This window comes from Catenuloplanes japonicus (assembly GCF_000717135.1).
Classification (GTDB): domain Bacteria; phylum Actinomycetota; class Actinomycetes; order Mycobacteriales; family Micromonosporaceae; genus Catenuloplanes; species Catenuloplanes japonicus.
Map to the genome: position 1 here is coordinate 183,030 of NZ_JNXY01000012.1, position 15,288 is coordinate 198,317.

At 75.7% G+C, this 15,288-nt stretch carries 1 protein-coding gene (cut by a window edge); it reads right to left on the reverse strand.

Features of this window, described 5'->3' with window-relative positions; translation table 11 throughout:
- Positions 1–15,288, reverse strand: partial view of a toxin glutamine deamidase domain-containing protein gene (locus OP04_RS19465; protein ID WP_157240057.1) — the 3' end only. Its footprint extends 21,678 nt past the window's final position; only the last 15,288 of its 36,966 coding nucleotides appear in the window; its start codon lies beyond the right edge, outside the window; it ends in the stop codon at positions 1–3.

Consider the following 15,288-nt stretch of genomic DNA (forward strand, 5'->3'; position numbering starts at 1 on the left):
TCAGCGTCCCAGGTGGTAGAGGATCGCGGCATCGCGCCGGTCCCGCAACTCGGCCAGCAGCAGGTCGAGCAGGCGGCGGATCCGCTCCGTGTCGCGCTCCTCTTCCTCCTCGTCGTCCGTGTGCCAGTTGGTGTGCACGCCGAACCACGCGGACCGCGGCTCCACCGGCGGCGCCGGCACGGGCGTGCCGACCGGGCGGCCCTCCGCGGCATACCGCTCCGCCACGGTGCGCAGCGCCAGCAGCAGGCGCGCCTGCGACTGGAGCACGCCCAGGTTCAATCGCGTGCCCTGCAACGGTACGGAGAAGTGGCCGTTCTCCATCGGCGACGGCCAGGCGGCGGGTGCCTTCTCGCCCTTGCCCTCGGCCGGCGGCGGCGCGTCCGCGCGCAGCGTGATGCCGAGCAGGTCCCGGTACTCGCCGACCAGCGCGGCGAGGTGGTCCCGGGCGGGGTGGCCCTCCCCCAGGTGGGCGAGACCGGCGCTCAGGTCCGCGTCGGCCTCCCGGATGCCCTGGCCGCGCAGGTGCCGGACCACCGTGCGCAGGTCGTTCCACGACTTGCGCGTGTCGTCCAGCGCGATCGTCAGCGTGCCGGTGTGCCCGTCGTAGCTCACCGCGTCGGCCTGCCAGAGGCGGTCGGTGAGGTCGGCCAGGCCGATGCCGTCCCGGGCGCCCTCGCCGAGGCGCAGGCTCACCGACAGCGCGGGCTCGGCCTCCGGGGACACCGGGGCCAGCACGCCGTCCGCGGCCCGGAAGGCGATCGGGTCGTCGCCGGCCTCGATGCGCTGCTTCGCGTGCTCCCGGGCGGCGGAGAAGTCCGCCGGGTTCGCCACGAAGCCGTCCGCGGGCAGTGCGTCCTGGTACGGGGGCGGGTCGTCGTACGGCGGCGGGGCGTCGTCGGTCCTCTCGGCGGGCGTCTGCTGTTCGGGCGCGGCCGTGGCCGGGCCGGACAGCGTGAACGGCATGCCCCCGGGGGTACGGACGAAGCGCACCCGGGCCGGGTTCGGCGGCGCGGTCGCCTCGCCACCGTTGTTCAGGTCGAGGAAGACCACGCCGATGCGGTCGCGGACCACGTTGAACGTGTGGCCCAGACCGCCGTCCTCGTCGTTGACGACCAGGATGCCCTGGGTGCCGATCGGCGTGGCCGGGTCGTTCATCTCCGCGAGCACGTCCGCGTATCCGCCCGGCATGTCGCGCAGCGGTGCACCGGCGTACCAGGAGATCAGGTCCACCTCGGTGGCGACCGAGGACGGCACCTCGAAGCGGCCCTTGCCGCCGGTGCGCAGCGCCATGTCGAGCAGGATGGTGGCGAGGACACAGTTCGTGTCCCAGAAGCCGGGCGTGCGGGACGACGGGCGCAGCGCCTCCATCCAGCCGTACCTGCGGGCGACGGCACGCTGGCCGCGGCTCTTGCCGATCTGTGTCCAGCCGCTGCGGTCCAGGGGCAGCGCGCCGGCCACGTCGCTGGCGCGGGACCGGCCGGCGCCGGTCCGGTCCGGGCGTGCCAGGTGGTCGGCGAACCCGATGGTCGAGGTCTGGGTCGGAGCCGGGGTCTCGACCGGAGCCGACGTCTCGACCGGAGGCGGCGTCTGGGTCGAGGGCTGGACCTGCGCCGGAGCCTGGACCTGCGGTTCGGCCTCGACCTCGGAGTCCGGCTCGGGCTCGGAGTCCGGCTCGGGCTCGGAGTCCGGCTCGACCTCGGAGTCCGGCTCGACCTCGGAGTCCGGCTCGACTTCGGACTCGGGCTCGACATCCGAATCGCGCTCGACATCGGAGTCGGGCTCGGCGTCGGAGTCGCGCTCGACATCCGAATCGCGCTCGACATCGGAGTCGGGCTCGGCGTCGGAGTCGCGCTCGACATCGGAGTCGGAGTCGGGCTCGGAGTCGAACTCGGATGAGGAGTCGTCCAGGTCGGTGGTCCACCGGCCGACCTCGAAGAGCGCGGCCGTGTCCTGCTGGTCCTCCGGGCGCTGGAACAGCATGTCGGTCAGCCGGCGCGCGGGCAGCGTCTCGTCCCAGCCCTCCGGGCCCGCCGGGGTCCCCGGTCCGCGGTCCGCGGGCCACCCCTGGTCCAGATCGTCCGACGACGACATCACCGTGGAGAGGAGGCCGCCCACGACCCGGAGCTGCGCCTGCACGAACGCCGGGGTGAACCGGCCGGTGAACGGGATCGCCACCCCGACGCCCGTCTCCCGGATCCGCATCCGCACGGACGACGTGCCGGGCACGCCGGCGGTCATCATCCGGCCCAGCGTGGCCCGGTGGCTGTCGATGAGCGTCTCGATCCGGTCGATCGTCACGTCGCCGAGGTCGTCCCCGTCCTCCGGCACGGCCACCAGCGTCAGGTGCGTGTGCCGCAGTCTCTCGGCGACCAGGTACGACTGCACCTGGGCGAGCTTCTGGTAATCGCCCGCGTCGCTCATCCGGAAGTCGATGTCACGCCCGTTGGCCGCCCCCGTCGCGAAGAGCCCCAGTGCCTCCAGGCCGACGACCCGGTCCCGGGTGAGGTCGTCGCGGTCGATCGTGAACTCCAGCTCCAGGTCCACGCCCGGGACCTGCACCACGCCGCGTGGCGTGACGGCGCTGACGCCGATGCTGATCTGTTCGCGGGCCTCTCGCCGGTACTCCTGGAACAGCTCTGGGCCGTCCTGCATGCGGCTCTGGCTCGGCGTCAGCGGGCGGAACCCGGCTGCGCCGTCCAGGCCGATGTGGATGGTGGTCGGCGCGCCCGGCCGCAGCGCGGTCTGCCGCCCGCCCTCGTGCAGCACGATGTTCACGTCGAGCGCACGGGCCAGCAGCGCCGGTGTCACCCGGTCGAGCAGGGAGCCGGCCAACCCCGAGAGGGTCAGCAGCTTGTGCGTGATCCGGAGGTGCTCCGGCACACCCCGGTCCGCCACCGGCATCAGCATCTGGTGGTGGATTCTGCCCATGCCGTCGTTCCTGGTAAGGGCGTTGAGCTGCCGTACCACGGCCCGGTCGTTCCGGTCGATCCGCTGAGCGACCTCGTCGCGCAGCTGGACGCGTGCGTGGCGCCGGGTGTGTTCGGTGACGGCGGTGTCCACGTCCGGCGTCCAGTCCGGCATCCGCTGGCGCAACGCGTCCGGGTCGAGGACGGCGGGCAGTCCGCGGCGGGCCGCCTCGGCACGGGTCGCCTCGTCGCGGGCGCTCTCCGTCCACGCCGTGAGCTGGGCCTCCGAGGGCGGCACCGGGCGGAAGTCCGGTGCCAGGACGAGCAGCGCGCCGTACGGCAGGTCGTCCGCGCGCAGTCGGCCGGAGCTGCCCGGCGCCAGTCCGTCGTAGCGCGCCCAGTCGGCGCTCATCACGGCGGCCGCGGCCGCGCGCAGGTCCCTCGCGTCGGTGACACCGGGCGGCAGCGGGACACCCTGGGCGCGGGCGCTGTCGATCACGGTCTGAAACAGCGCGAGCGCGTGCGTCACGACGAGGCCGGGCCGCCACTGTGCGCTGTCCGGGTCGGCCGTCGGCGTGACGTTCAGTGCCGCGCCGGCCCGGCGGGCGCGGACCTCGGCGCGCAGCGCGTCCAGCGCGGGGTCGGCCGACTCGATCGCGGCGAGCTGGGCGTCGAGGTCGTGCAGGGTCGGCCGGTCCGGGTCGGCGTCCAGTGCCCGGCGGACGCCGGCGGTGATCTCCGCGGTGGACGGAGCCCGGACCGGGCCCGGGTCGGCCACCGGCACGGACCGGAAGCCCGGCTGCCCGGACCACAGCGCGGCGGGCAGCCTGCTGGAGTTGATCTGTGTGCTCCACAGCCGGCCGGCCGCGGCGGCGCGGGCCCGCAGCGCGGCGACGCCGGTGCCCGGGGCCGCGGCGTGGTAGGCCTCGCGCGCACGCCGCACCCACTCCTCGGTGAATCGCGGCGGCAGTCCGTCGGCGGCATGGGTGGCCGGCAGGCCGGGCGCGATCTCGGCGATCCGGGACATCGTCGCGGCCGGGTGCTCGGCCCGGACCAGCCGTGCCGCGTTCGGCTCGGTGGACGGGACGCCGAGCGTCTCCGCCTCGGCGCGGCTCAACCCGACCGGAAGTCCGGTGTGGCCCGGGCCCGGGTGCCAGGAGGTGACACGGAACAGCACCTCGGTCTGCAACCGCTGGCTGCTGTTGCCGTACAGCAGTTCCAGCAGCTCGGACGCCTCGTTGTCCGGCGCGTCGTAGATCCGCCAGTCCCCGACCGGGCGGCCTTCCGGCATGCCGGTGGTGGCGTGCCCGCCGACGGCCTGCCGGGTGGCGGGCGGGGTCGCCCGCTCGGCGGCGGCGCCGGCCATCCGGATCGCCAGGTTGATGTGCGTCTGGGACACGGACGGGGCGAGCGTGAACTCGAAGAAGGCGAACGTGGCGCGACCGTCCTCGATCCGCACGCCGCGCGCGTCCGGGTCCGCCGACCGGTCCAGCCGGCGGTCGTCCAGGTCCCGGACCGTGGCGGACGCCGGGTCCGAGCCGAGCCGGGCCAGCGTGTCCGCGTGGCCGTCGACCAGCGCCGTGAGCGCCGGGCCGTCGCTCTGGGACAGTTCCACGCTGACGGCCAGGGAGTCGGTCACCGGGCGGGCGCCGTGCGCGCCCAGCGCCAGGAACAGCACCTCGAGCGTCTCCCACGGCCGCTCCGACCGGTGAATGTCGGCGAGGGTGAACACGGTACGGCCGGTGCTCCCGTCCGTGTCGAACCGGACCGCGCCGGCCAGACCGGCCTCGTCCAGCCCTTCCTGGACGGCGCGCAGCCGGTGGCCGACCGGAACTGACGTCCAGGGGTCCGGTGTCGCGCCGACCGGCAGGTCCACCGCGAACGTCACGGTCACCGCCGGCCCGTCCTGCAACGTGGTACGCGGCGAGTCGACCAGGATCGGCACCGGGTGCAAACCGGCCTCGGCACGGCCGCGGATCCAGGTGGCGATCGCCTGGGGCTCACGGGTCGTCGGCGGGGCCGGCCGCAGCGCCTCGCTGAGCGGGGCCGGATCGTCCGCCAGGAAACGGCGGTCGCCCAGGTAGTTGCTCATCGCCTCGTCGATCGCGGCGGGCCGGCGCTCCTCGGGCAGGGCCGCGATCGTGGCCAGCTTGTGGTACGCCCGCTGGATCGTGATCGGTGAGAGCGGCAGCCGGCCGTCGAGCAGCATGCGGTGCGCCTCGCCGAGCGTCAGCCCCGAATCGATCAGGCCGGCGAACGCGGTCCGCCCGACGTTGAGTCCGAGCAGCACCTCGGTGCGGTCGTTCAGGCCGGTCCGCGCGCGGATCAGGTCCGCCAGCCCGGACAGCTCCTCGACCCGGCCCACCAGCCCGGCGGTCACCGGGACGTCCGCGAGCGCACGGGCCACATCGGCGTCCGGGCGGCGGGCCGGTCCGAAGGCCTCGGTCACTGGGCCCAGCGAGATCGGTGGGCGCGGACCGGCGTCGGCCCGCGCCGGGTCGTCCCGGTGGATGCGGAGGTGCGCCGCGGCCTGCGCCCGCGCGGCGCCGGGCGGGACGAGGCCGATCAGGTCGCGCCCGGCCGTGCCGGCGGCGAGGATCTCCCGGTCGGCGGGCGACATCGTCTCGTGTTCGCCGGGCGTGATGAAGAACGCGCCGCCGGCGGTCGCGGTCCGCTGTTCGCGTGCCGCGACGGCCATCGCGGTGAGCAGGGTGGTGCCGGTCTGGAGCGCCCCCGGGCCGGTCCAGGCCAGGTCGAACGTCACGGTGCCGTCCGGGTCGTCCGGGTGCAGGCGCATCGGCTGGTCCGGCCGCGAGTTGTCGGCCAGAAAGTCGGCGTAGGTGGCGTACCCGGTACGTACGCCGGCCGGGGCGGTCAGGCCGCTCGGCAGCATGCCCATCGCCGCGAGCTGCGGCAGGTGCCCGAAGTAGAGCGCGGCGAGGCGTACCTGGACCGCCTCCGCCCGGTCGCCGCCGGCCGCGGTGCGGATCTGGACGCTCAGCGTGGGCGCGGGCGGCGGCGTGGGCGTGGGATCGGCCGGCGTGGGCTCGGCCGGCGTGGGCTCGCGGAGGGTCAGCCCGGTGACGATCCGGTCGACGCCGGCCCAGCCGCCGTCCAGGTCGCCCGGGGCGAACTCCAGGTAGCGGACGCCGTCGACGGTCAGCTCGGTGGCGGCGGGGTGGTCCGCGAGCACGCCGTCGACCGTGACGCCCTCGGGGATCGGCAGGCGGAGCGTCACGTCCGGCGACACCGGCAGGCCGGGGTGGAACGGCGTCCGCAGGTTCTTAGCGGTCGGGCTGATCTCCGCGTCCAGGATGACCTGATGTTCCTCACCGCCCTCGTGGCGGGCGAGCGTGTCGAGCGCGGCCGGTGTGAACCGCCCGGACATCAGGCGGTACCCGGCAACGAGCGCGAGCGCGGCCTTCGGCTTCAGCGCCTCCAGGTAGCCGGGGTTCCTGCCGTGGTTGCGCAGCTGGGTGAACAGCCACGGGATGTCGGCCTCGGGCACGGCGTAGCGGCGCTCCAGGCCGGCCGCCCACTCGGGGTAGACCTCGATGAGCCGGTCGACGCGGGCGTCTCCACCGGGGACGGCCGTGTGCAGGTCGATGGCGGGCAGCCGCTGTCCCTCGGCGACCGGCGGCGGCGCCACGGCCGGCGTACCGTCGGCCGTCTGTGCGGGGTCGGCCGGCGCCGGCGGGTGCGGGAGCTCGGTGGGCGTCAGTGTCAGCACGCGCAGCGCCACCGAGACCTGCTCCGGCGACCGGCCCAGCGCGGCCGCGGCGCGGGCCAGCTCGCGCGGGTCCATCGCGGCGTTGCGGGCCTGCTGCACGAGGTCCGACGGCACGGCACCGGTGGCCCGGTACACAGCCCACAGGTGGTCGCCGAAGGTGGTCGGCCGCACGTCCCAGGCCGCGGGGTGCGGCCCGGCCACGATCTCCGCCACCGACTCGAACCGGTCGCCCCGCCGGGCCGGGTTGAGCGCGCGCAGGCCGTCACCGGCGGTGAACTCGCGCGGGTCCCTGCCGAGCGCGGAGGCGAGCGCGAAGAGCGCGCCGGCGTCCTCGACGCCGAGGGTGCGCGCCAGCTCCGGCAGGTCGGCCGGGACCCGGCCGATGCGCACCGAGAACGCCCGGACCCAGCCGCGGGACACGCCCAGCGCGGCGGCCAGGTCGTTGATCGCGGCCTCGTCCAGGTCCATCTCGCGGGCGACCGTGGTCATCAGGTGCGCCCACGCGTCCGCCTCGGACGCCGCGCGGGTGGCCGGGTCCGTGCGGTCCGGCGCCCGGACCGTCAGCGGCGCGTTCGCGTGCACGAACAGTCCGCCCTGGACGGACGCCACGGGCGTGCTCGCCGGCGCGGACGGGCCGGACTCGGCGCTGGTCGTCGAGTCTGCGTCGGACGACGCGCCGGGCCGGGTCTCGGCCGGGCTCTCCGGCGTGGTCGCGGGGATCTCGATGACCGTCACGGAGTCGGGGTCGGCCCCGGTCGTCCGCGCGAGGGCGGCGCGGGACCAGCGGGGCTCTGGCACGACCGGCTCCTCACCGTCCAGCGGGAAGGCCCAGATCCGCCGGCCCTCGTCCGCGAGGTGGTCGAGGTGGTCGGCGATCGCTTCCCGGCCGGCCCGATCGCGGACCCGGGTCTCCAGGTCGGCGAGACCGCCCGGGACGTCCAGCTGCGACAGGTCGACGACGTGCAGCATAGCCGGGTCGGCGTCCCAGGACGTTGCCAGGTCGTAGAGGTCCGACGGCGGGACGTTCCAGTCCTGGGCCAGCTGAGGCAGCTCGGACGGGACGCGGTCGATCTGCTCCACGAACTCGAGGACTTCCTCCTCCCCGCGGGACACCGCGCGGGCGAGCTCCTGCACGGCGCGGTGGTCGAGCCAGGGCATCCGGTCGAAGTGCAGGCCGAACTGCCGCTCCGGGGTGTTCAGCCGGGAGCCGTGCGCCCACCAGTCGCCGAGCCAGGACTCCGCCGCGCGGTCCGCGGCCTCGCGGGTCCGCGGCCGGGGCGGCGGCGGTACGGAGTCGTCGTCCCGGTTCCCCTCGATCAGCATGTCCAGGCGCGTACCCAGATCCGCGGCGGTCAGGCCCTCCACCCGAGTGTCGGCCGGAAGCATGTCGACGAGCCCGCCGTACGCGGTGGTGAGCGCGACCAGCGCGGCCCCCAGGTCGCCGAGCGCCGGCTGCGACCCGGCCGGCCGCTGGAGCGCGTCCGACGCCGCCCACGCCAGCGCACGGGTGTAGAGCGCGTCCCGGTGCAGGTAGGTCAGCTTGGCGATCCGAACGGCCGCCCGGTCCGACGGCGGGGTCGCCCGCAGCGTCTTGAGCGCGTCGTCCCGCTCGCGGCCGGCCTCCCCCAGCTGGTCGGCGCGCGCGTCGCCCTCGTCGCCCAGCAGGTCGCGGACGACGTCGACGACCGTGTCGTCGAGGCCGCGCCGGGGGTCGGCGATCTTGTCGACGTCGGTCAGCGTCTTGTACCGGTCGCCGGTCGTGCGGCCGACGAGATCCTGCGCCTCGGCCCATCGGGCGAGCGTGTCCACGTGGGCGGCCGTGGCGGCGTCGGTGCCGAGCGCCCTGCGCGCCGCGTCGATCGCGGGCCTGACGCGGGTGGCGTAGACCGGCTCGAGCGTGTGGATCCGCGCGTTGAGGCCGGGGACGTCGGCCTTGACGATCCAGCCCAGACCGGACAGGACGTCACGCAGCGTGTGCGGGTCGAACCGGTACCGGCCGGTGCCGGCCGGGCCGGTGGCCGCCTGGCGGAACACCCAGGGCACCCGGTGCTGCGGCGACTGGGCCGGCGACACCTCGAGCGCGGTGTTCCGCAGGCCCCGTACGACGTCGTCGACCGTGAGCCGGTCGCGCGGATCCGCTTCCGGGTCGACGGTGGCCGGGCTGATCCGGGCCAGGACGGCACGGAACGGCAGCAGGTGCCGCGGGTCGACGCCGACCCCGTGCGCCACCGCGAGCAGCGTCGACGGCGTGGTGCCGGCGCGCATCGCGAGCGAGCCGAGGTCGGTGAGCGCGCGCCCGGCGGTCTCCGACAGCGTCGCCAGCCGCGCCCGGTCCTCCGGCGTCAGCCCCAGCAGCTCCGCCGTGGCCAGGATCGCCGGCGGGTGGGTCAGCGGCGAAGCGGCCAGCCGGTCGAACTCCTCCGGGGTGATGCCGAGGCGGGCGGCGAGGTCGGCGCGCTCGCCGGTGGACCACTCGTTGCGCGGCAGGCTGTCCCACAGTGCCGGGCTGGGCGCGATCCCGCCCTCGGCGTGCAGCTTCAGCACGTCGGAGACCTGGTTGAACGGCACCTGCTGGAGGAAGTCGTACGCGGCGAACTCCACATGCCGCGACGGAAGCAGGTGGGCCAGGTCGCTGAGCGGGAAGCCGAGCCGGCCGGTGAGCGCCGTATACGCGTGCAGGTCAGTGCTCTCCGTGAGGTGCTGCGCGCGGAGCAGGCCGGGCAGCGCGGACGCCACCTGCCGGCCCTGCTCGCGGCTGTCCGCGACCATCCCGTCCCGGTAGGTCTTCCACTCCTTCTGCGTCCACCGCGTCCATTCGCCCCGGCCGCCGTCCTCGGTGCGGGTGCGCCGCTCCGGCCCGTGCCGGCCGATCCGGGTCTCGACGCCGCTGTCGAGGGTGGGCTTCGAGTCCCACGGCTGCCAGGACGTCCAGCCGTCGTCCTGGCGTATCCGCCGCTCGGCCGGCAGGTGGGCGCGGGTCTGGATGAGGTCGGCCGGCGTGTTCGCGACGACGGCCGGCTCCCATGCCTGCCACGGGCCCCACGAGCCGTCCTCCGCGCGCAGCCTCATCCGGCCGTCGACGTGCGGGCGGGTCTGGACGGTGCCGACGTCGGCCTGGTCCGCGGCGAACCAGATCTGGTCCCGGAGCGCGGCCAGATCGCGCGGGGTGACGTCGAGCGCGCCGGCGAGCGTGCGGAGCGCCGTGCCGTCGCGCAGGCCCAGCATGATCGCGCCCAGGTCGGGGTCGCTGTCGATGAGCAGCTTCAGGCGTGCGGTCTCGAACGCGGCGGTGAGCAGGCCGTCCGGCAGCGAGTGCAGCAGTTCCAGCGAGACGCCGTCGGCGCGGAACCTGGAGAAGTACGGCAGGTGCTCCGCGGTCAGGCCGTGCCGGGTCGCGATGCCGGCCAGCAGCGCCAGGTCGTCCTCGGTCCCCACACCGTACTCGGCGAGGCGGGCGCGCAGTTCGGCCGGATCCGTGGTCGCGTGCAGGTGGTCGCCGAACACCATCAGGCCGCGCGGGTCGACGCCGAGCGTCATGGCGAGTTCGGCCGGCGCCGCCGGGTCGCGCAGGCCGAGTTCGGCGGTGATCTCGCGCAGGTCGTCCGGGACGCGGCCGACGGCCTCCGCCCAGTCGGCCAGCCGCGCGGGCGTGGCGCCGGTCAGCGCCACCAGGTCCGCGAACTCCCTGGTGCTGAGGCCGATCACCGGGTCGTTCTGGAGGCGGTTCCACCGGGCCGCGTCGACGCCGTCGGGCGTCGGCCAGTCCTCGGCGCGGTCCGGCTCGTACGCCGGCGGGTTCTCGTAGTCGTCGAGGGCGTCCAGGTCCGTCCCGCCGCGCAGCCGGGTCGCGGTCGGCAGGTCGACCAGCAGCTCGACCGCGGACCGCACGTCGATCCGGCTCGACGGCAGGCCCCGGCTCGACCCGGGCACCACGACCCGGACGTCGGCCAGCAGCACCGCCCGGTAGCCGTCCGGCGTCCGGACGTACCCGCTCGGGACCGCGCGGGTCACCGTGAACCGGACGCCGGCCGGGTCGCCGTTACCGGTGAGGGACGCGTCCAGCATGGACCGGAGGCGGTCGGCCGGGATCGGCGCGGGGCCGCGAGAGCCCGTGCCACGGCGGCCGAACGTGTCCGCGATCCTGCTGTGCACCGGCCGCTGCGCGCGGGCCAGTTTCTCGCCGAGCCGCGGGCTGATCGCGCCGAGCGACACGGAGCCGTCGTCGTCCAGGACCGCGGGGACCGGGACCGGCCGGGCGTCCTCGGCCGGGCGGCGGGTGATCCCGGTCGCCGGGCCGGCGGCCGGCAGCTGTGCGGTCACGCCGTTCGGCGCCAGCGGCGTGAAGACGTCCGTGCCGCTCCGGTGCAGGAACACGTCCTGGTGGCGCGGGTCGCCGTGACCGCGGGCGGTGCCGGCGTCGTCCAGCACGATCAGGCGGACGCCGAGGTCGTTCGCGACCCGGTCCAGCGCGGCGTCGTCGATCGAGGTGAGGCGGTGCGCGTCGGCCGCGGTGTACCGGTGGCTCGGCCCGCCGTAGAGGTGATCGGCGCCGGTCACGATCGCGCCGAGCAGCGTGCCGTCGCCGCCGCCGATCGCGGCCAGGCCGTCGCGGCCCACCGGCTCCGGCGTCCGTGGCGGCGTGCCGGCCTCGACCAGGAGGAACCGGACGCGGGCCGGATCGGCCGGGCCCTCGGCCCGCTTGCCGGTCTGCCCGTCCAGGAACACCACGCCGTTCTCGTCGTGGACCACGGCGAACGCGTGCGCCACGTCGCCGTCGGCGTCGTTGACCACGGCCACGCCGATGGTGCCCCGGTCCTGCGCCGCGCCGATCAGGCCGGCGTACGGGTCGGTGCTGCCCGGTGGCACGGTCACATCGCGCAGCGTGGTGCCGGCCCAGGTCTCCAGCACGGCCACGTCGGTCGCCACGGACGGGAACGCCCGGTACCGGGCGCCGCCGCGGTCGCGCAGCTGCAACGCGGTCGCCATCGCGGCGAGGATGCAGTTGGTGAGGCTGTCCCCGTCCTTGCCGCTCACGATGTTCAGCGACGACAGCCAGTCGTAGACGCGTGCGATCAGGCCGGCGTCGCGCTCCGGACCGATCGGGCTCCAGCCGCTCCGGTCCGGCGGCGTGGCACCGGCCACGTCGTCGATCCTGATCTCCGGCACGACGCCGCCGCCCGCCCGGGTGGTGGTCCCGGACGACGACGAGAGGCCGTTACCCGCCCGCGTGGCGGTGCCGCGCGCCGGCGTGTTGGACGGTGTGCGGCCGCCGGGCACTTTCAGGTGGGACGGGAGCGGCTTGCGGCGCACGGGGGCGTACGCCGGCCGGGTCGCGCTCGGGCTGAGCACCTGGTAGCCGCGCTGCCCGTCCAGTCCGATGTGCACGGTGTGCGGCGCGTTCGGCAGCAGTTCGGTGTGGTGACCGTTCTCGTGCAGCACGATGTTGACGTTCAGCAGGCCGGCCAGCAGCGCGGGCGACAGCGCCTCGATCGACGCGCCGTGCAGCGTCGCGCCGGTCAGCAGGCTGCGCATCATCTGCGGGCGCAGCGCCGCGTTCGAGTGCGGGTCGTTGACGCGCAGGTAGGTGTGGACCGGGCCGGCGTCGTAATCCGGCGTCATCGCGCCGAGCAGGTGGGTCAGCAGCGGGTCGCCGGCGTCGATCCGGGTGGCCACCGCGTCGCGCAGCTGGAGCCGCGCGTGCTGCCGCTCCCGGGCGTCGACGAAGGCGGCCTCGCTCGGCCGTGTCCAGTCCGGCATCTGGGCGCGCAGGTCGGCGGCCTGGCCGCGCAGCGCGGCCTGCTGGGCCTCGGTGACCGGCTGCCCGGGAGCCGGTGGGCGCACGGTGGCCAGTCCGCGCCGCTCCGCCTCGCGGAACGTCGCGGTGTCGGTAGCGGCCCGCGCGGCCTCCTCCCAGGCCGTGCGCTGCTGTGCCGACGGGGTCTCCGGCCGGAAGCCGGGGGCCATCACCAGCAGCATGCCGTACGGCAGCTCGTCCGCCCGGATCTGCCCGGTGGTCCTCGGCAGCAGTTCCCGGGCCCGCTCGGTGCCTGCCGGGGTGTCCAGCTGCGTCGTGGCCGCCTGGCGCAGGGACGCCGGGCTGTCGATGCCCGGCGGCAGCGCCGCGCGCTGTGCGGCGGCGCTCTGGACCACGGCTTCGAACAGCGCGTCCGGGCCGTCCTCGACCGGGTGCGAATCCCACCGGGTGGCGCCGGCGTCGGCCGTCCGGGAGACGGTCCGCGTGGGCGTGGTCTGCGCGGCGGCGGCGCGGCGGGCGCGGACCTCGGCGCGCAGCGGGTCGAGCGCGGCGTTGTCCGGCTCCGCCTCGGTCAGCTGGGCGGCGGCGTCGCGCAGCACCGCCTGGTCCGGGGCGGCGTCCAGCGTCTGCCGCACTCCGGATCCGATCTCGTCCGTGTCCGGGACGCGGACCGGGGCCACCGGGCCGGTCGACGGCGTGCCGGTGGTGTCGAAGCCCGCCTGCCGCCGCCACTGGTCCAGCGTGAGCCGGCTCTGCGTGATCTCGCCCCAGACGAGACCGGCCATCCGGGCGCGGGCCTCCAGCGCGGCACGGCCGGTGCCGGGGGCGGCGGACGTGTACGCCGCGCGGGCCCGCTGCACCCAGTCTCCGACGTACCGGGGCGGGGTGTTGTCGCCGATCAGGTGCGCGGGCAGGTGCGGCACCGTCTCGGCGAGGCCGGAGACGGCCGGGCCCGGGTGCTCGGCCCGGCTCAGCGCGTGCGGGTCCGACGTCACGGTGAGCAGGCCGAGCGCCTGGGTCTCGTCCCTGGTGACGCCCACCGGGAGTCCGCCGTGGTCCGGGCCCGGGTGCCACGGTGTGGTCCGGAACAGCGCCTCCGCCTGGATGCGGTCGTCGGACTCGCCGTAGATCCGGTCGAACAGCGCCGCCGTCTCCGTGTCCGGCGCGTCGTAGAGACGCCAGTCCCCCATCGGGGTGCCGGTCTGCGGGCGGCCGTCCGCGTGCCCGCCGACGGGCCGGACCGCCGGCCCGCCGTCGGTGGACGGCCGATCCGCGGCGGCGGCCATCCGTACCGCCAGGTTGATGTGGGCCTGCATGACCGACGGCGTGAGCGAGAGGTCGAAGATCTGGAAGACGGCCCGGCCGTCCTCCAGCGCGATGCCGGGACCGCCCAGTGGGCGGGCCACGTCGGCGGCGGGGTCGGTGCCGAGCCGGGCGAGCGCGTCCTGGTGCGCCTCGGCCAGCGTCGTCAGCGCATCGCCGCTCTCCTCGGTGGGCAGGGCCACCGCGACGGCGAGCGAGTCGGGCACCGGGCGGGCACCGTGCTCGCGCAACGTGTCGATCAGCCGGGCGACGCCCTGCCACGGCCGGTCCAGCGTGTGCAGGCCGACGGCGAGGTCCAGCCGGCCGTCGGCGCCGGGGGTGAGCCGGACCGCGTCCGTGAGCCCGGCGTCCGCGATCGCCCGCTCGATGTCCGCGGTACGCCGGTCGACCGGGAGCGACGTCCACGGGTTCGGCGTCACGTGGCCGGGCAGCTCGACCGCGAAGGTCACGACGACCGGCCGGCCGTCGCCGGTGATGCCGGTCTGCTGGGAGTCGTCCAGTTCCGGCACCGGGTGCAGGCCCACCTCGACCCGGTCGGCCGCCCATCGCGCGATGTCGTCCGGGGTCCGGGTGGCCGGCGGCTCCGGCGTCAGGACGTCCCGCACCGGGTCGGATCCGGTGAAGGCCGCGTCCCGGTTCGCCCGGTATTCGTCGAGCGCGCGGGCGATGAGGTCGGGACGCTCCTCGTCGGACGCCGCGACGATCGCGGCCAGTTCGCCGTACGCGTGCCGGAGCGCGGCCGGCGGGATCGGCAGCCGTCCGTCGGCGAGCATCCGGAACGCCTCGCCGGTCGTCAGATCGGTGTCGGCCAGTCCGGCCAGGGCGAGCCGGCCGCCGGCGAGGCCGAGCAGCACCTCGTTGCGGTGCGGCAGGCCGGCGAGGTCGCGCAGCAGGTCGGCCATCCGGTTCAGCTCACCGACACGGCCGGCCAGCTCCGCGATGCGCGGGTCCGGGGCCGTGGCCAGCGCCCGCGGCACGTCGGCAGGCAGCGTCCCGGGCAGCACCGGGCCCATCGAGACCGGCGGGCGCGGCCCGGCCTCGTCCTCCGGCCAGGCGACCTGGGACGTGTGGAACTGCGTCGCCACCTGGGCCTGGGCCACACCCGGCGGGATGAGTCCGATCAAGTCCCGGGCGGAGGCCTCGGCGTCGGCCAGCCGCCGGTCCAGCTCGGTCCGGTGGCCGATGTCGCCCGGCATGCCGAACCAGCGGCCGCCGGCCGGCGTGGACGTCTCCGGGCGGGTGGCGGCCGCGACCATCGCGGTCAGCATCGTGGTGGCGGCTTGCAGCGCGCCCAGGTCCCGCCAGGCCACGTCGAAGGTGATCGCGCCGGTGTCCGGGTCGATCCGCATCTGGTCGCCGTCGCGGTTGTCCGCGATGAACTCGTCGAACGTCGCGTAGCCGTGCCGCGGCTGCCGGAACGCGTGCCGCGCCGAGACCATCCCCATCCGGGCCAGTTGCGGAAGGTGCCCGAAGTAGAGCGCGGCCAGCCGGAGGTAGGCGTCCCGGTCCGCGCCGTACCCGGTGTCGATCCGGAGCCGGAGCGAGGGCGGGTGCCCGAGTTCATCGTCGTCGCC